The 16951-nt window shown below is 74.0% G+C and carries 11 protein-coding genes; 7 read left to right on the forward strand and 4 right to left on the reverse strand.

Annotated features, from left to right (window positions below; translation table 11 throughout):
* Nucleotides 1-41: 41 nt before the first annotated feature.
* Nucleotides 42-5717 carry a CHAT domain-containing protein gene (locus LZG04_RS09180; protein ID WP_233815269.1) on the reverse strand — a complete coding sequence of 1892 codons (5676 nt, stop codon included), beginning with the start codon at nucleotides 5715-5717 and terminating at the stop codon, nucleotides 42-44.
* A gap of 68 nt (nucleotides 5718-5785) precedes the next feature.
* On the opposite strand from LZG04_RS09180, the gene LZG04_RS09185 reads away from it, so the two are divergent.
* From LZG04_RS09185 to LZG04_RS09195, 3 genes are all read left to right on the forward strand, one after another.
* The gene (locus LZG04_RS09185) at nucleotides 5786-6184 is read left to right on the forward strand and encodes a hypothetical protein (RefSeq protein WP_233815271.1); all 399 of its coding nucleotides are present in this window, start codon (nucleotides 5786-5788) and stop codon (nucleotides 6182-6184) included.
* Entirely contained in the window at nucleotides 6181-6996 is an 816-nt protein-coding gene (locus tag LZG04_RS09190; RefSeq protein WP_233815273.1) for a hypothetical protein, read from the forward strand. Before LZG04_RS09185 ends, LZG04_RS09190 begins: the two co-directional genes overlap by 4 nt.
* A 92-nt stretch (nucleotides 6997-7088) precedes the next feature.
* Nucleotides 7089-8741 carry a glutamate--tRNA ligase gene (locus tag LZG04_RS09195; RefSeq protein ID WP_233815276.1) on the forward strand — a complete coding sequence of 551 codons (1653 nt, stop codon included), beginning with the start codon at nucleotides 7089-7091 and terminating at the stop codon, nucleotides 8739-8741.
* A gap of 425 nt (nucleotides 8742-9166) precedes the next feature.
* Here LZG04_RS09195 and LZG04_RS09200 read toward each other — a convergent pair whose 3' ends face one another.
* Nucleotides 9167-10606 (reverse strand): RICIN domain-containing protein, encoded by a 1440-nt coding sequence (locus LZG04_RS09200; protein ID WP_233815278.1) that lies wholly within the window; start codon nucleotides 10604-10606, stop codon nucleotides 9167-9169.
* Nucleotides 10607-10923: 317 nt separating this feature from the next.
* Here LZG04_RS09200 and LZG04_RS09205 point away from each other — a divergent pair, with 317 nt between their 5' ends.
* From LZG04_RS09205 to LZG04_RS42390, 4 genes are all read left to right on the forward strand, one after another.
* Entirely contained in the window at nucleotides 10924-11298 is a 375-nt protein-coding gene (locus LZG04_RS09205) for a hypothetical protein (protein ID WP_233815280.1), read from the forward strand.
* Nucleotides 11299-11359: 61 nt separating this feature from the next.
* Complete coding sequence (locus LZG04_RS09210; protein WP_233815282.1) at nucleotides 11360-11986, forward strand: glyoxalase; 627 nt, start codon at nucleotides 11360-11362, stop codon at nucleotides 11984-11986.
* A 138-nt stretch (nucleotides 11987-12124) separates the two neighbouring features.
* Nucleotides 12125-13522: a family 43 glycosylhydrolase gene (locus LZG04_RS09215; RefSeq protein WP_233815284.1), complete on the forward strand. Its 1398-nt coding sequence runs from the start codon at nucleotides 12125-12127 to the stop codon at nucleotides 13520-13522.
* Nucleotides 13523-13538: 16 nt separating this feature from the next.
* Entirely contained in the window at nucleotides 13539-14990 is a 1452-nt protein-coding gene (locus LZG04_RS42390; protein WP_233815287.1) for a glycoside hydrolase family 43 protein, read from the forward strand.
* Between the two features lie 49 nt (nucleotides 14991-15039).
* Here LZG04_RS42390 and LZG04_RS09225 read toward each other — a convergent pair whose 3' ends face one another.
* Entirely contained in the window at nucleotides 15040-16224 is a 1185-nt protein-coding gene (locus LZG04_RS09225) for a glycoside hydrolase family 88 protein (protein WP_233815289.1), read from the reverse strand.
* A 40-nt stretch (nucleotides 16225-16264) separates the two neighbouring features.
* Nucleotides 16265-16951, reverse strand: a complete 687-nt coding sequence (locus LZG04_RS09230) for a hypothetical protein (protein ID WP_233815291.1) — start codon at nucleotides 16949-16951, stop codon at nucleotides 16265-16267.

Here is a 16951-nt window from a genome sequence, read left to right on the forward strand (position 1 = left end):
GGCGTCACCCTGATGCCGTAACGCGAGGGGGCGGGTCGGGATCATGCTCCCGAGTGGACGTACGGCGCCCAGCGGGTCGGGTCGCGCGGGTCGGCGTCACGCAGCGCCCGCACGGTCCGGTGCAGCACGCGGGCGGTGTCGGCGAGGTCGAGGCCGTCCCCGTCGACCAGGGCGCTGTAGACGGACGTCGCCACGTCGACCGCGGTCCGGTCGGCGACCGTCCACAGGGTCGCGACCACGTGCCGGTAGCCCGCGAGCTGGAGGGCCGCGGCCAGGTGGATGGCCTCGTCGGGCAGGGTGGCCCCGCCGACGGCGGTGTGGCAGGCCGACAGGTACGCCAGCTCCGCGTGCGCGAGGTCGAGCCCGGCCACGTCGAGCACGGTGAGCGGCTTGTCCCACAGGTACAGCGCGCCCGTGGACGGGTCGCGCAGGTCCTGCGCGCCGTGGCAGGCGAAGTGCGCGTACGCGTGGGTGCGCAGGTCCTCGGTGACGGCGGCGTGCGTGGCCGCCTCACCGACGCGCAACGTGTGCGCGCCGGGCAGCGCGCGGGCGAAGAACTCGGCCTCGGCGCGGGCTCCGGGCAGCGGGCTCAGCGCCACCTCGCCGGGCGGCGGCTCCGGCAGGCTCACCGCGAGCAGCCGCCGGTCCGCGGTCGCCGGCGCGTCGGCCTGGCGGGCCCGGGCGAGCGCGCGCAACGTCGGCGTGTAGGAGGAGACGACGCGGTCGAGCACGGTCCGCCCGGCCGGGGTGTCGGCCGGGTCGTGGTAGCCGGCGGCGTGCAGCGGCAGCAGGGTCAGCAGCCCGGTGGGGCACCACCACACGCGCTCGCCGTCGTGCAGGCCCAGGTGGTCGAGCACCGGTCCGGCCACGACGTCCCACAGCCACTCCAGCGTCACGTGCAGCGTCTGCTTCGCGCCGGTGCGGGTCAGGTCGCCGGGCACCGCCGGGCGGCCCAGCACGCGCAACGCGCGCAGGTAGGCGGTGGCGCGGCGGGAGGTTTCCGACGCCGTCAGGTCCGGCAGCGGGATGTGCTCCACCGGGCCCTCGCGCCGCACGACCAGCGCGTCGCACCGCACGTCGTCGACGTTGACCAGCACCACCGGCCCGTCGGGCAGGCCGTCGCGCAGTGTGGCCAGCGGCGGCACGCGCAACAGGTGCTCCAGCCCCGGCAGCGCCCGTGCCCGCGCGAGCAGCCGGTCCCACTCCTGCGCCAACCGGATGCGGCGGTCCCGGTCGCGGCGGGCGGCGTCCGGCGGGAGGCCGGTGGGCAGGGCGGGCGTCAGGCCGACCGGCGCGTCCGCGGCCGCCATCTCCGCGGCCACGCTGCGCAGCCGGTCGTGCAGCGCCGGGTCCCGCGCCCGCAGCACCGACGCGTCGTCGCGGGTCTGCAACGCCTGCGACCACAGCACCGAGCGGCCGCGTTCGAGCAGCTCCACCGCGAGCTCCACCTCGCCCGCCTCCAGCGCGGCCGCCGCGCCCGCCGAGGCCACGCCCTCCCAGCGGTCCAGCCGCCGTTCCCGCGCGCCGCGCTCGACGCCGTGCCAGACGGCCTGCGGCAGCAGGGCGGCGGCCACGCCGAACCCCTCGACCGCCGACGGCCAGTCCGCGTGCCGCGCGGCGAGGAAGGCCCAGGCCAGGGCGGCGGACGCGCGCACCACCGGGGTGGCGGAAGGGGATTCGACGGCGGCGCGGCAGGCGGTGACGGCGTCGTCGTAGTCGGTGGCGACGCGGTGGCGGTCGTGGCGCAGGCCCAGCACCAGGCCGAGGGTGAGCCAGGCCGACGCGCGACGCGGGTCGTCCGCCGGGATGGTGTCGGCAGCCTGCCTGCTCTGCTCGACGGCCTCGGTCACGTCGTCGGCCCCGCCGCGGCGGTCGTAGCGGGCGCGCAGCACCGACGCCAGGTTCAGCCGGTGCATCGGCAGCGAGGCGTGCGCCGGGTCGGTGATCGCCACGGCTTCGCGGAGCAGGTCGACGGCCCGGTCGAGGTCGTCGCCGCCCGACCGCGCCTGGCCGCGGCTGAACCGCATCATGGCCAGGCTCGACAGCAGTTGCCCCTGGAGCGGGTGGTCCGGCGGGCACCGCCGGACCGACTCGGACGCGGCCTCGATCGCCGCGTCCAGGTCGGCCGGGTCGTGGCGTTCGAGGAAGCGGATCTGGAGGGCGACGGCGAGGTTGAGCAGGCAGGTGGGCGCGGTCGCCTCGGACGCGGTGTCGACCGCGGCGCGGGCGACGACCACGGCCTCGTCGACGTCCGCCGTGGAACCCAGGTGGCGTGCCCTGGCGCACAGCGCGTTGCCGAGGTTGGTCAGCATGATCGAGCGCAGCGCGCTGTCCTCGCTGCGGTCGGCGGCGGCGCGCATGACGTCGATCCCCTCGTGCAGGTCGGTGATCGCGCCGGCCCGTTCGTAGCGGGCCCACAGGGCCGTGCCCAGCCCCATCAGGTGCAACGGCATGAGGAAGTGCCCGCCGGGCAGTTCGCCGACGGCGCCGCGACCGAGGTCGACCGCCGCGGTGAAATCGGCGAGGTCGCCGGTGTGCTGTGCGCGGACCAGCAGGGTGTTGCCCAGCGCCGCCGACGCCGACGCCCGCTCGGGCGGCTGCAACCCCGGCAGGGCCAGGGCGCGCCGGGCCACCGCGACGGCTTCCTCCAGGTCCCCCGGGTCGGAACGGCGCAGGTACCGCACGCGCAGCGAGTTCGCCAGCTCGGACAGGGCGGCCGCGGTGAGCCCGGTGCCCGCGGTGGTCGTGGCGGCGGCACGGCGGTGCGCGTCGACGGCCTCGTCGATCACGGCCGGGTCGTCGGTCCGCTCGAACCACTGGGTCAGCAGCGTGCCGAGCAGCACGAGCAGGGTGGCGTGCTGGGCGTGGTCCGGCGCGGTCGTCCGGACACCGGTCCGGGTGGCCTCGATCGCTTCCGCGAGCACGGCCGGGTCGCCGGTCTCGTTGTAGCGCAGCTGCAACGCGCGCCCGAGGTGCAGCCGGACGGCGAGGTGGCCCGACGTGCCGGGCCCGAAGTCGTCCTTCGCCGCGCGCAGCAGCTCGACGGCCTCGTCGCGCGCCTCCGGGGACGGCGACCACTGCGCGCGCGACAACAACGCGAGCGCCAGTTGGAGGCGCAGCGCCACCCGCACGTCGCCCGGTGCGGCCTGGGTCATCCCCTCGCGCAGCACGGCCACCGCCTCTTCCCCGTCGGCGGCCACGAAGTGGTGCGCGAAGCGCAAGGTCAGGGCCAGGCCGAGGTGCAACCGGCACTCGGCCAGCCCGGGGTGGGCACCGGTCGCGCCCGCCACGGCCGCTCTCAGGTCTCCGATCGCCCGTTCGAGGTCGGTCGGGTCGCGGCGCAGCTCGTACCGGCCGGAGCGCAGGGCGGCGGTCTTCGCGGTCAACGCGAGCGCGTCGACGTGCCCCGACGGCATCGCGGCCAGCGCCTGCCCCGCCTCCCGCAGGATCTCCTCGACGGCCTCGTCCAGGTCCGCCGAGGCGCCGTGGTGCTGGACCTGCTGGTGCACGACCAGGGCGAGGTTGTTCAGCAGGGAGCCGCGCTCGTGGCCCGTCGCGGCGGGCAACGCCGACCGCAGCGCGGCGGCGGCCTCCGCCAGGTCACCCGCCGCGCCGGTGAGCAGGTAGCGCTCGATCAGCAGCTCGCTCACCGTGAGCGACGCCGTCACACGGCGGCCGCCGGCCACCGCCATCGCCTCGCGGGAGACGTCGACGGCTTCGGCGAGGCCCGCCGGGTCGCGCGCCGCCTTCGCCGCCGAGCCGAGCGAGACGGCCAGGGCGTTGAGCGCGTCGGCCCGGTGCGGGACGTCGGACGGCGTGCGGTCGACCGCCGCGCGGCCCAGTCGCACCGCTTCGGCGACGTCGTCCGGGTCGCCCGCGATGACGAAGCGCAGTTGCCGCACCACCGCGCCGGTGGTCCACACCCGGGGTGCCCCGGCGTGGTCGGCGGGTAAGAGCGCGGCGGCGCGGTCCACCGCGATCACCGCGCGGTCGAGGTCGGCGGGCTCGCCGGTCAGCTGGAACCGCGCGGTGCACGCGGCCGCGAGCTGGTGCAGGTGACTCGCGCGATCGGCGTCGTCGACGGCCAGCGGCGCGATCGCGCGCAGCACCGCGATCCGCTCGTCGAGGTCACCGCGCCGCCCGGTGCGCTCGAACCGCTGCCGCAGCAGGTTCGCGTGGTGCCACAGGTGCTCGGCGCGCAGCACCTGGTCGGGGATGCCGGTGCGGACGGCTTCCCGTGCCGCCTCGACCGCCGCGTCCAGGTCGCGGTCCGCGCCCGAGAGCCGGAACCACTCCCGCGCGACCTCCGCCAGCTTGAGTCGGGCCGCCATCAGGACGTGGTGGTCGGCCTCCGCCACGACCTCCCGCAGCAGCCGCGTCGCCTCTTCCAGCACGGCGGTGTCACCGGTCTGCCCGTACCGCGCGGTGAGCACGTCGGCCAGCGCGAACACGGCCGTGACGCGCCGGGCCGGTTCCGCGCCCTCGGCCGACAGCGCCGCGCGGGCCGCCCGCTCGGCCGCCGGGTAGTCGTCGTGCGCCGCGCGCCGCACGAGACCCAGCGCCTGGTCCACCTCGTGCCGCAGCGGGTGCCCCTCGGGCACGGCGGCGTCGGCGGCGGCGGCCAGCCTCGTCGCCTCGGCCAGGTCGCCCTCGTCCGCGGTGCCATAGGCGCGGGCGTGCAGGAGCCGGAGCACGAGCCCGCCGATGTGCTTGAGCAGCGGGACGGGGGCGGCCTCCTCGGGGTCGGCGGACAACAGCCGCGCGGTGAGCCGGACGCTCTCGTCGATGTCGGCGACGTCGGCGGCCTCCCCGGTCCGGACGAACCTGATCTTGAGGGCCTCGGCGAGCAGCAGGAGCGCGACGGGGTGGTCGGGGTGACCCTCCGGGCACGCGGTGAGGACTTCGCGGGCCACCTCGACGCACTCGTCCAGCTCGGCGGGCGGACCGCCGCGTTCACCGCGCAACGCCAGCGTCGTGCCGAGGGCGAACAGGTACCGGAGCCGCTCGTCGTCCTCCAGCGGCACGGTCCGCGCCGGGCGCAGGAGCCCGGTCGCCTCGTCGAGGTCGGCCTCACGGCCCAGGATCTCGAAGCGGGTGTGCAGCGCCAGGCCGAGGTTGAGCCCCACGGCCGGCACGAGCGGGTGATCGGCGGGCGCCAGGGCGGCCCTGCCCACCTCGACGGCCTCGTCCAGGTCGGCCACCGCGCCGCCGCGCTCGTGCCGCGCGCACAGCAGGAGGAGCAGGTTGTACCGGTGCACGGTGACGTCGGGGCCTTCGGTGCTCCGCAGGGCGGCCCGGCACGCCCGCACCCCGAGGTCGACCAGCTCCGGGTGCCGGGTCACCAGGCCGCCCCGCGCGATCACCGTCGCGTAGAAGCCACCCACCTCGTCGAACGACAGCACGGGGGCCTCGGGGTTCTGCTCGCGCCACTCCAGCACGGGCTGCGGCACGGCGTCCGGCGCGTGCGCGGCGAGCGGACCGCACAGCGTCAGGACCGCGTCGAGGTCCGCGCCGGCGAACTCCGGCCGCAGGGCGCTGTAGCGGATCCAGTGCAGCGCCGCCAGGGTGGTCACCACCTCGGGACCGACGTCCCCGTCGACGGCGGGCAGCGCCAGCCGGGCGGCCTGCGCCAGGGCGTCGGGTCCGAGCACGTCGGTGGGATCCCCCGTCTGGCGCCACCGCGCGATGCGTTCGTCCAGGGGGATGACGTCCCGCATGTCCACCGACCTCGTGTGCTCACCCGCTACGGTTCGGACCGGTATCCAGCGTGGCACAAGGGGGAGGCGTGGCGGTGGAACTCGACGAGGGGCAGGCGCTGGTGCTGTGGTGCCTGCTGCTCCCCGAGCTGCGGCGCGCCGCGGCGGTCGGCGGCTGGTCCGACCGGCTCGACCGCGCGGTGGCCCGGGTGCGCGACGGCGGGTCGGCCCTCGACGCGTGCCGACAGTTCGACCTGGTCGCGGGTGACGGCCCGGACGACGCGGCCCGCGGTGTCGGCGAGCCGTCGGTGGTGACCAACGCCTACCCCGACCCGCGCGGGCCCCGGCCGCCGAGCACCGGTCGCGGCGAGTACCGCTGCCCGCGCGGGGTCTGCGGCCGGCACGACCGCCGTGACGACGAGGGCCGTCCCCCGGTGTGCGCGTTGTTCGACGACGAGCCGATGCTGCCCGCCGGGTCGACGCGGTGAACCCGTTCCTGCAGTCGCTGGGCGGCAAGCTCGCCGAGCGGTGGGTCACCACGCTCGTGCTGCCCGGCGCGTTGTTCGTCGCCGCGGCCGTGTACGCGGTCCGGCTCGGCCACCGGCGCGCGCTGGACGTCGTGCGGGTCGGCAACGACCTCGTCGCCGCGTTCCCCCGGCTGCCGGTCGCGGTCGTCACCGTCGGCCTGCTGCTGGGCGCGGCGGCCGCCGCGTTCGCCGCGCAGGCGCTGGGCGGGCTCGCGCGGGCGGTGTGGGTGAAGCCGTGGCGCGGACCGGCCGCCTGGCTGGCCCGGCCGGTGGTCGCGGTGCGCGGGTGGCGGTTCGACCGGGCGGCGGCCCGGGCCGGGGTCGACCCGGTGCCCGCCTACCGGCCGCAGCGGGCCACGTGGATCGGCGAGCGGTTCCGGCTGCTCGACGCGCGGGTCGCGGCGCAGTACCAGGGCCTGCGCCTGGGCCCGCTGTGGCCGCGGCTGTGGCTGCTGGTGCCCGAACCGGCGCGGCTGCCCGTGCAGGCGGCCGAGACCCGGTTCCACGCGGCGACCACGCTCGTCGGCTGGGGCCTGCTGTACGCGGCGCTGGGCTGGCGCTGGTACCCGGCCGCGGTGGTCGGCGTCGGCGTGGCGCTGGTGGGCTGGCGTCGGGCCCGCACGGCCGCCGCCGCGCTCACCGACCTGATCGAGGCGACCGTGGACACCCACCTCGACGTGCTCGCCACGGCGTTGGGCCACCCGTTGCCGCCGACCGGGCCGACCCGCGACCTGGCCGCGCGGCTCAACGACCGGTTCGCCAAGGGCGAGTAGACCGGCTCCGGCGTCGGCTCGTCGGGCGCGCCGTCCGCCGGTTGGTAGCCTCAGGGCCTTCCGCCCACCCGTTGTTGGAGACCGTGACACCGATGCTTGACCGCGCCGAGATCGACGCCCTGTTCCCCGCCGACCTGCCGGAGCCGGGCCACTGGGAACAGCGCTACCCGGCACGGCGGCTGCCCGAGGGGGCCGAGGTCACCCGGTTCGGCCCCTCCCCGACCGGGTTCGTGCACATCGGCGGCGTCTACGCGGCGATGATCGACCGCGACGTGGCCCACCGCAGCGGCGGCACGTACGTGCTGCGCGTCGAGGACACCGACCAGGCCCGCGAGGTGGAGGGCGCGGCCGCGCAGTTCGCCAACGCGTTCGCCTACTTCGGCCTGCCCGCCGACGAGCACGACGAGGTCGGCGACTACGGCCCCTACTACCAGTCCCGGCGCGAGGAGATCTACCTCACCTACGCCCGTGAGCTGCTGCGCGAGGGCAAGGCGTACCTGTGCTTCGCCACGCCGGACGAGCTGGCCGACATCCGGGCCCGCCAGGACGCCACGAAGATGCCGCCCGGCTACTACGCGGGCTGGGCGCTGTGGCGTGACCGCGACCCCGCCGAGGTGCGGGCCAAGCTGGCCGAGGGCGCGCCGTACGTGGTCCGGTTCCGCTCGCCGGGCGTCGAGGCGCGGGCGAAGTTCCACGACGTGATCCGGGGCGAGCTGGAGCACGAGGACAACCGCAACGACGTGGTGATCCTCAAGTCCTCCGCCAACGAGGTCCGGCTGCCCACCTACCACTTCGCGCACGCCGTGGACGACCACCTCATGCGCACGACGCTGGTGATCCGCGGCGAGGAGTGGATCTCCTCGGTGCCGCTGCACCTGCAGCTGTTCGCCGCGCTCGGCTTCGAGGCACCCCGCTACGCCCACATCGCGCCGCTGATGAAGCAGATCCCCGGCGGCAAGCGGAAGCTGTCCAAGCGCAAGGACCCCGAGGCGTCGGTCGACTTCTACATCGAGCAGGGCTTCCCGGCCGAGGCGGTGCTGTACTACCTGCGCGGGCTGGCCAACGGCCGGCTGGCCGAGGTGCCGCCGGCCGAGGCGCTGGACGCGCCGATCCGGCTGGACGAGTGCGGCGTCGCCGGGCCGCTGGTGGACCTGGTGAAGCTGGAGGACATCTCCGCCGACCACATCGCCACCCTGTCCGGCGAGCAGGTCCTCATCGCCGTGCGCGCCTGGGCCGTCGCGCACGACCCGGACCTCGTGCCGGTGCTGGACGCCCGCCGCGACCTCGCGTTGGCCGCGCTGGCCGTGGAGCGGGGCGACGACGTGCCCAACCCGCGCAAGGACCTGCGCAAGTGGTCCGGGTTCCGGGAGGCGTACGGGTTCTTCTTCCCCGAGCTGTTCACGCCGCTCGACGTGACCGGGGAGCAGTTCGCCGGCCTGGGCGTGGCCCCGGAGCTGGTGCGCGCGTTCGCGGCCGACTTCGCCGAGTCCTACCGGCCGCTGGCGGACTCGGGGGAGTGGTTCGACCAGATCCGCGACCTGGCCGCCAAGCACGGTTTCGCGCCCAAGCCGAAGGACCTCAAGCAGAACCCGGACGCCTACCCGGCCGGCGGCTCGATCCGCGAGGCCTCGCAGATCATCCGGCTGGCCCTGACCGGCTCCACCCGCAGCCCCGACCTGCACGCGGTGGCCACGACGCTGGGCGAGGACGAGGTGCTGCGCCGGGTGCGCGCGATCGCGAACTGACCACGAGGGTGGGCCGGCGGGATGTCGCCGGCCCACCCAGCATCGCCGGCTGACCGCGCGGTACACCGGCCGGACCCCAGCCCGCCGGCGCACCCGCGCCCACTCGCCGCACGAACACACGAGCCGGACCCGTGCCAGACCCCGCTGGCATGCCCATCACGACTGACCGCGCGGGTACGCCGGACCGACACACATCGGCGCACCCGCGCCATCGCCCGCTCACCGCACGGGCGGGCCGGCGGGATCTCGCGCGAGGTCTCGCCGGCCCACCCGCACACGCCAGCCGGAAATCGCGTGAGTCCGCTTGCGCCGTCGCGGACTCACTGCGCGAATCCCGGCCGGACCACGCCCCGCCGGCGCCACTCACCACACGAGCACGCCGGCCGGACCCCGCACGAGACCCGGCCGGGCGTGTCGCGTCACCGTCAGACCCGGGTGAGCTGGAACTGCTGGTTCTGCCCGCCGTTGCACGGGTACTGCTTGAACTGCACGTTGTCCTGCGAGCTGCTCGGCAGGTCGAGGCACTTGCCCGAGTGCCGCGCGACCAGCCGCGACCAGCCCGACCCGGCGTCGACCAGCGACCACTGCTGGTTCTGGCCCGAGTTGCAGCTCCACTGCACGACCGCCGCGCCGTCAGCGGTGCTGCTGTCACTGACGTCCAGGCACTTGCTGGAGTGCCGGGCGATCAACTGGTAGTAGTTCCCGCCCGCGGACTGCAGGCGGAACTGCTGGTTGCTGCCGCTGCCGCACGGGTACTGCATGAGCGCCGCCCCGTCGGCCCCGCTGGCGTTGGCCACGTCGAGGCACTTGCCGGAGTGCCGCACGGTGATCCGGTTGTAGGTCGACGCCACCGCGCCGACCGTGCCCGCCGCCGTGTCGATGACGATCTGACCCGCGTTCGACAGGCTCATGGTGGTGTTGTCCGGGAACGCGATCGGCAGCCAGACGTAGCTGGAGTCGCCGACCGGCCCGCCCCACGCGCCGGCCCAGCGGTCGCCCATGTAGAGGTACGAGGTCGCCTGGGTGCCCTGGATCGGCAGCACGTACGCGGGCTGCGAGCGGAACGTGGTGGAGTCACCCACGTTCTGCATGGCGCTCCACGGGCCGGAGACATTGGTCGCGGTGGCGTACTTGGCCTGGTTCGGCGACCAGCCCGTGGCCCCCGAGGTGAGCATGAAGTACACGCCGTTGCGCTTGAACAACGCCGGCGCTTCGCGGTGCCCACCCGGCCACGGGTTGCCGACCAGCTGCGCGACGCCGCGGTAGTCGGCGTTGAGGCGGTAGATGTGCAGGTCGTAGTTCTCGCGCGCGGCCGAGATCATGTAGGCCGTGCCGTCGTCGTCCTTGAACAGCGTGATGTCGCGGGACATGTGGCCCAGCGGTCGGAAGCTGCCCTGGTAGGTGTAGTTTCCGTCCACTGTGGACGAGTACGCGACGGCCGCGCGCGCCTGGCCGTAGTCCTGGCCGTTCTCCCAGTGCATCCACATGACGTACTGGCCGGTGGAGGCGTTGTAGATCACCTTGGGGCGTTCCACCCAGGACGTCCGCAGTTCCGCGTGGCTGTTCTGGGTGAGGACGTTGTTGCGGAACTCCCAGGTCTTCAGGTCCGTCGACCGGTAGACCGACACCGCGCGGAACAGGTTGTCCGGGTGCCGGTTCTCGCCGAACCAGTAGTAGTAGGCACCGACCTTGATCACCCCACCGCCGTGGGCCTCGACGAGGTTGCCGCCGGTGTCGGTGAACTGCACGCCGACATCCACGGTCACCGGCGCGGCCTGGGCCGTGCCGGGGGCCAGCAGGGCGGCCAGGCCGACGACCGCGGCGGTCAGCACCGCGCGCCACCGCCTCGGGGACAAGCGGGACATCTGGACTCCTTTGTCCGGCCCACGAACGGGGAGGAGCCAGCGACCGGCGTGGGCCGGGTCGGCGCGCTGGCACGTCCGGGGTGGTGCGACCGGCCGCGGCGGATCGGCCGACTCGGGCACCGCGTGACCGGCGGACGCCGGTCGTGCGGCGGGATGTTTGCGCAAACATCGACGTGTCGGAGCCCAGTGTGTGAGCCGGGTCGTGCGGGTGTCAAGGGTGCGACGACGGCGCAGCGGACCGCGTTGCGCCGAGCGGAGCAGCGGCCGGCCCGCCGTGCCGGGGCAGGGCCCGGGACTGCGACGCTTCCCGACCATGCGTGAGGTGGGCAACGGGTCGCTACCGGCTGGTCCACGAGCTGGGCCGGGGCGGCATGGGTGCGGTCTGGCTCGGGCAGGACACCGTGCTCGACCGGGACGTCGCGGTCACCGACCACCAGAAGGAGGCGCCGTACCCCTCAGCGCAGGCGCTGGCCAAGCGCGCGACCGAGGAGTGCACCCGCGTCTTCCTCTCCGACAGGGTGATCGGCGCGGACAAGGAGACCACCCTGCGGTTCTGGGTGGTGATCCCCACCGCCGAGGCGTGGAAGCTGCGCACCACCAACGGCCACCGCACCTCCGACCGGACCTCGTCCTGCTACGTCGGCCGGGCGGACGGCGCGAAGCTCACCGAGCCGGTCATGACCGAGGACTGACGCGCGGACCGGTCAGGAATCGAGAAGCACCGGCCCGAGGCCCGCGCCTAGCGTTGCCGGCATGGCACACATCGACTCCGTCACCATCGAAGCAACCGACACCGCGGCGGCCGAACGCTTCTGCGCCGACGCTTTCGGCCTCGACGCCCCGCTGCGCTTCCGCGCCGCGCAGGAGCCCACCGCCGGCTTCCGCGGGTTCACCATGGCGCTCACGGTGGCGCAACCGTCCACCGTCGACAGCCTCGTCGGCACCGCCCTCGCCGCCGGGGCCACTGCGCTCAAGCCCGCCGCCAAGTCGCTGTGGGGCTACGGCGGCGTGGTGCAGGCACCGGACGGCACGATCTGGAAGGTCGCGACCTCGGCGAAGAAGGACACCGGTCCCGCCACCCGGCGGATCGACGAGGTCGTGCTCCTGCTGGGCGTCGCGGACGTGGCCGCGAGCAAGCGGTTCTACGTCGAGCACGGCCTGACCGTCGGCAAGAGCTTCGGCCGCGTGTACGTCGAGTTCGCCGCCGGGTCGAGCCCGGTGAAGCTCGCCCTGTACCGCCGCCGCGCGCTGGCCAAGGACGTCGGCGTCTCCCCCGACGGCAGCGGGTCGCACCGGATCGCGATCAACGGCGACGCCGGCACCTTCACCGACCCGGACGGCTTCGCCTGGCACGCCGTGTCACCCGCGTCCGCCGGCTGACCGGCAGCACGGGCACAGCTCCCTTGATGTTAGCGCAAACATGCCACATACTCGCCCCAGCAAGACCAGCAGGAGGTAAAGCTCTCGCCCGATGTGAACGCTCACCAAGCCCCGACCGATGAAGATCGGAGCTCCTAGATGCCACGACGGTCCAGCACGCTCGCGCTGGTGCTCCTCGTGACCGCCTCGACCCTCGCGCTCCCGGTGTCGCAGGCCTCGGCCGCCACCATGCCGACCGGCGCGCGGTCGCTCGAGTCGGTCAACCTCCCCGGCCGGTTCGTCCGGCACCAGGACTACCTGGGCAGGCTCGACCCCGTCACGTCCGGCAGCACGGCGCAGGTCAAGCAGGACGCCACCGTCACGGTGGTCAACGGCCTGGCCTCGCCGTCCTGCCACTCCTTCCAAGCGGCCAACGGCATGTTCCTGCGGCACCGCGACTACCGCGTGCGGCTGGAGGCGAACACCGGCACGGCGCAGTTCCGCGCGGACGCGACGTTCTGCGCCGTGGCCGGGTCGGTCACCGGCTCGGTGTCGTTGGCCTCGTTCAACTTCCCGGACCGCCGGGTGCGGCACCGCGACCACGAGCTGTGGCTGGACACCTACCAGGACACGGCGCAGTTCCGCGGCGACAGCTCGTTCCGCCTCACCGCGCCCTGGACGCCGAAGACCGCCAAGGGCCCGGTCATCCCGGGCCTGTTCGCCGATCCGCACATCACCCACTTCAACGGCCGCTACTACCTCTACCCCACCACGGACGGCTACGCGAGCTGGGCTTCCCCGTACTACAAGGCGTTCTCGTCCACCGACCTGGTGAACTGGACCGACCACGGCGTGATCCTGGACCACGGACCGGACGTGTCGTGGGCCGACGACTCGGCCTGGGCGCCGGCCGTCGTGGCCAAGAACGGCCGCTACTACCTGTACTTCAGCGGCGGTGCGACCTCCGGCGACACCGGCAAGCACCTGGGCGTGGCGGTGTCGGACTCCCCCACCGGACCGTTCCGCGACGCCCTCGGCAAGCCGTTGATCCGGGCGGGCGCGTACTCGGGCCAGGCGATCGACCCTATGGTGTTCACCGACGACGACGGCCAGTCGTACCTGTACTGGGGCAACGGCAGCGCGTACGTCGTCCCGCTCAACGCCGACATGGTCTCGTTCGACCCGGCGAAGGTCCGCACCATCACGCCCAGCGGCTACCGCGAGGCGTCGTTCGTGTTCAAGCGCAACGGCACCTACTACTTCATGTGGTCGGAGAACGACACCCGCGACGAGAACTACCAGGTCGCCTACGCCACCGGCCCGTCACCGCTCGGCCCGTGGACCAAGCACGGCGTCGTGCTCCAGAAGCGCTTGGAGCTGGGCATCAAGGGCACCGGTCACCACTCGGTGGTCAAGTCGCCCGACAGCGACACCTGGCACGTGGCCTACCACCGCTTCGCCGTGCCCGCGGGCAACGGCACCAACCGGGAGGTGACCGTCGACCGCATGACGTTCACCGCCGACGGCCGCATCGCCCCGATCGTCCCCACCCTGTGATCAAGGGAGATCACCTGTGATCGGAACTGCCCGCAGGATCGGCGCGCTCGTCGCCGCCGTGGTCCTGCTGTTCACGTCCTGGTCGGTCACGACCGAACGGCGAGCCGAGGCGCTGGAGCCGTTCACCGGCTACCTCATGGCGCACTTCACCGGCGAGTCCGCGACCGGCGAGCAGATCTACCTCGCCCACAGCCGTGACGGGCTGCGCTGGACCGACCTCAACAACGGCGCTCCCGTGCTGCTGTCGACCGTCGGCACGCGCGGTGTGCGCGACCCCGCGCTGGTCCGCTCCCCCGCGGGCGACCGGTACTGGATCATCGCCACCGACCTGCGCATCGCGTCCGGCACGTCGTGGTCGGACGCGGCCAACAACGGCAGCAAGTCCCTCGTCGTGTGGGAGTCCACCGACCTGGTCAACTGGTCCGCGCCGCGCCTGCTCAACGTCGCGGGAGGCATCTCCGGCGCGGGCAACGCGTGGGCGCCGGAGGCGATCTACGACCCGTCGTCGGGTGACTACGTCGTCTACTGGGCCACCAACGCGACCCTCAACGGCGTCAAGAAGCACCGCATCTACTACGTCCGCACCCGTGACTTCCGCACGGTGACCTCGCCGGTGCTCTACATCGACCGCGGCGCGGGCCAGGGCATCATCGACACCCAGATCATCGAGTCGCCGGGCAGCGCGGGCGGCTACCGCTACTACCGGGCCTCCGCCGACGGCCACATCACCATCGAGGGCAGCAACTCGGTCCTGGGTTCGTGGACCACGATCGGCAACCTGTCGCACATGGGCATCTCCAACGGCACCGGCGGCGGCAACGTGGTCGAGGGCCCGATGTGGATGCAGTTCAACGGCCGCGCCGAGTGGGCGCTGTGGCTGGACCAGTACGCCACCGGCCGCGGGTACATGCCGATCACCTCGACCAACCTCGGCAGCACCCGCAACTTCACCACGCGCACGGACTACAACCTCGGCGGCACCCGCAAGCGGCACGGCTCGATCCTCAACCTGACCGCCGCCGAGGAGAGCCGGGTGCTGGCCAAGTGGGGCTCCAGCGCCCCGGTCAACCGCATCCAGTCCTACAACTTCCAGGACCGCTACGTCCGCCACGCCGACTTCGACGTGCGCATCGACCCGAACGTCAGCCCCGCCCAGGACGCCCAGTTCCGCGTGACGCCGGGCCTGGCGGGCACCGGCACGGTGTCGTTCCAGTCGGTCAACTACCCCGGCTACTACCTGCGGCACGTGAACTACGACTTCGTGCTCGCCGCCGACGACGGTTCCGCGACGTTCAAGGCCGACGCGTCGTTCCGCCAGGTGGCCGGGCTCGCCTCGTCGTCGTGGTCGTCGTTCCAGTCCTACAACCACACCGACCGCTACATCCGGCACTACGCCTACCAGCTCAGGCTCGACCCGATCACCGACGCGACCGGGCGCGCCGACGCCACGTTCCGGCTGACCGGCTGACACCGCGGCGGGGGTGGGCGCACCACGCGCCCACCCCCGCCGCGTCACGTCACCAGTGGCTGCGCCAGTCGGGCCGCAGCCGGCGCGACAGGGCTTCCAGGTAGAAGTAGTCGCCCCACAGGTTCCCCTCGTCGACGCCCACGTTCTTGGGCTTGTCGTACACGCCGTGCAGCAGCAACGCGGTGGACGCGCTGTCGTGCGCGGTCGAGTACGAGGTGGCGAGGGTGGTCAGGATGGCGTCGGCCTCGGCGCGGTAGCGCGAGGCGGTCCCGGCGTCGTCCACGTGCTCGGCGAGCTCGTACAGGCCGCTCACCGCGATGGCGGCGGCCGACGAGTCGCGCTCCTCCCCGCTGCCGTCACCGAAGACGAGGTCCCAGTAGGCCACGCGGTCGTCCGGCAGGCGGCTGAGGAAGTAGTCGGCGCAGCGCCGGGCCGCGTCGAGGAACGACGGCTCGCCCACGTGCCGGTAGCCCAGGGCGAAGCCGTAGATGCCCCACGCCTGCCCGCGCGCCCAGCACGAGCCGTCCTGGTGCCCCTGCTCGGTCGCGCCGCGCAGCGGCTCGCCGGTCGCGGTGTCCCAGTAGAAGGTGTGGAACGTGGTGCCGTCCGGCCGGATGATGTGCCGCCGCAGCTGCTCGGTGTGCCGGACGGCGGCCTCGCGGAACGACGGTGTGCCGGTCGTCTCGGCCGCCCAGTACAGCAGGGGCAGGTTCATCAGGCTGTCGATGATCGTGCGACCGCGTTGCACGGGGTCGGTCAGGTCGCCCCACGCCTGGAGGATGCCCGCGGGTTCCAGGAAGCGGGCCATCAGGTGGTCGGCGGCCTTCAGCGCGGCGTCACGGGCGCGCTCGTCGCCGAGCAGCCGCCACGGCGTCACGCACGACAGGGTGTAGAGGAAACCCAGGTCGTGGGTGTCGAGGTCGACGCCGCGGGTGACGCGGTCGGCGAAGCTGTCGACCTGGTGGCGCGCGGCGCGCAGCACGGCGTCGTCGCCGGTGCCCTCCCAGACCAGCCACAGCATCCCCGGCCAGAAACCGGTGGTCCAGCCGACGTTGGCCCCTTCGGGTTGGCCGTCGCGGGGTGTGCGCGGCCGGTAGGCGCCCGCGGTGGTGGTGTCGTCCGGGTACCAGGCGGTGAAGTCGGCGATGTTGCCCCGAACGGTCGCCACGGCGGCGTCCCAGGCCACGGCCAGGTGGTCGGTGGTCGGTGCGGCGCGGTCTGCTTCCGCGGACATGGATCTCCCTCAGGACGGGTGACGGGAACGGCGACGCGGGTCAGCGCGTCGCGACGGCACGCGGGTCGGAGCCCGACCCCGAGCCGGCGCGCAGGGGTCGCAGGGTCGCGCGGCTGCCCACCCAGACGACGTAGCAGGCCGGGCCGGTCAGCAGCGCGAGCGCGGGCACGGGCAGCGCCGCGACGGCCGCGGCCAGCACCCACAGCGCGGCCAGCGACACCGCGGTGAAGTGCGGGCGGCGCAGGGCCAGGAACAGGCACGCCCGCGCGAGCCGGGCGACGGGCACGTCGGGGTGCTCGACCACGCCGGTGAGCGTCACCAGCGCGGTCGCGGCGGTGAGCAGCGCCAGCACGGCCAGCACGGGGATGGCGACGGCGCCGACGGGCGTGCCCCAGGCCGCGCGGGCGTCCACGGCCAGCACGAGCAGCGCGAACGTCGCCACGCCGGCCACGGCGAAGGCCCGGCGGGCGTGCCGCCGCCACGCGCGCAGGTAGCCGCGCACGACCGGCGCGGTGTCGTCGCCCGCGGTGGAGCCGAACGCGGCGTGGGCGGCGGCCACGGCCGGGCCCAGCGACGGCGCGGTCAGCACCAGCGCTGGCCAGGTGGCCGTGACCGGGGTGAACAGCAGCACGGCCAGGAACGGTGCGCTCGCGGCGACCACGAGCAGGCTGGTGGCCAGCAGCGCGTAGGCGGTGCCGAACACCCGGTTGTAGACCTCGTACCTCAT

It is taken from the genome of Saccharothrix sp. S26 (assembly GCF_021390395.1).
Classification (GTDB): Bacteria; Actinomycetota; Actinomycetes; order Mycobacteriales; family Pseudonocardiaceae; genus Actinosynnema.

What these genes read in the sequence shown, in the direction of transcription:
- LZG04_RS09210 (WP_233815282.1), top strand. Translation starts at nt 11,360, where the DNA reads ATGGCACACATCGACTCCGTCACCATCGAAGCAACCGACACCGCGGCG.
- LZG04_RS09195 (WP_233815276.1), top strand. Translation starts at nt 7,089, where the DNA reads ATGCTTGACCGCGCCGAGATCGACGCCCTGTTCCCCGCCGACCTGCCG.
- LZG04_RS09230 (WP_233815291.1), bottom strand. Translation starts at nt 16,951, where the DNA reads ATGAGGTACGAGGTCTACAACCGGGTGTTCGGCACCGCCTACGCGCTG.
- LZG04_RS09180 (WP_233815269.1), bottom strand. Translation starts at nt 5,717, where the DNA reads ATGCGGGACGTCATCCCCCTGGACGAACGCATCGCGCGGTGGCGCCAG.
- LZG04_RS09215 (WP_233815284.1), top strand. Translation starts at nt 12,125, where the DNA reads ATGCCACGACGGTCCAGCACGCTCGCGCTGGTGCTCCTCGTGACCGCC.
- LZG04_RS09200 (WP_233815278.1), bottom strand. Translation starts at nt 10,606, where the DNA reads ATGTCCCGCTTGTCCCCGAGGCGGTGGCGCGCGGTGCTGACCGCCGCG.
- LZG04_RS09225 (WP_233815289.1), bottom strand. Translation starts at nt 16,224, where the DNA reads ATGTCCGCGGAAGCAGACCGCGCCGCACCGACCACCGACCACCTGGCC.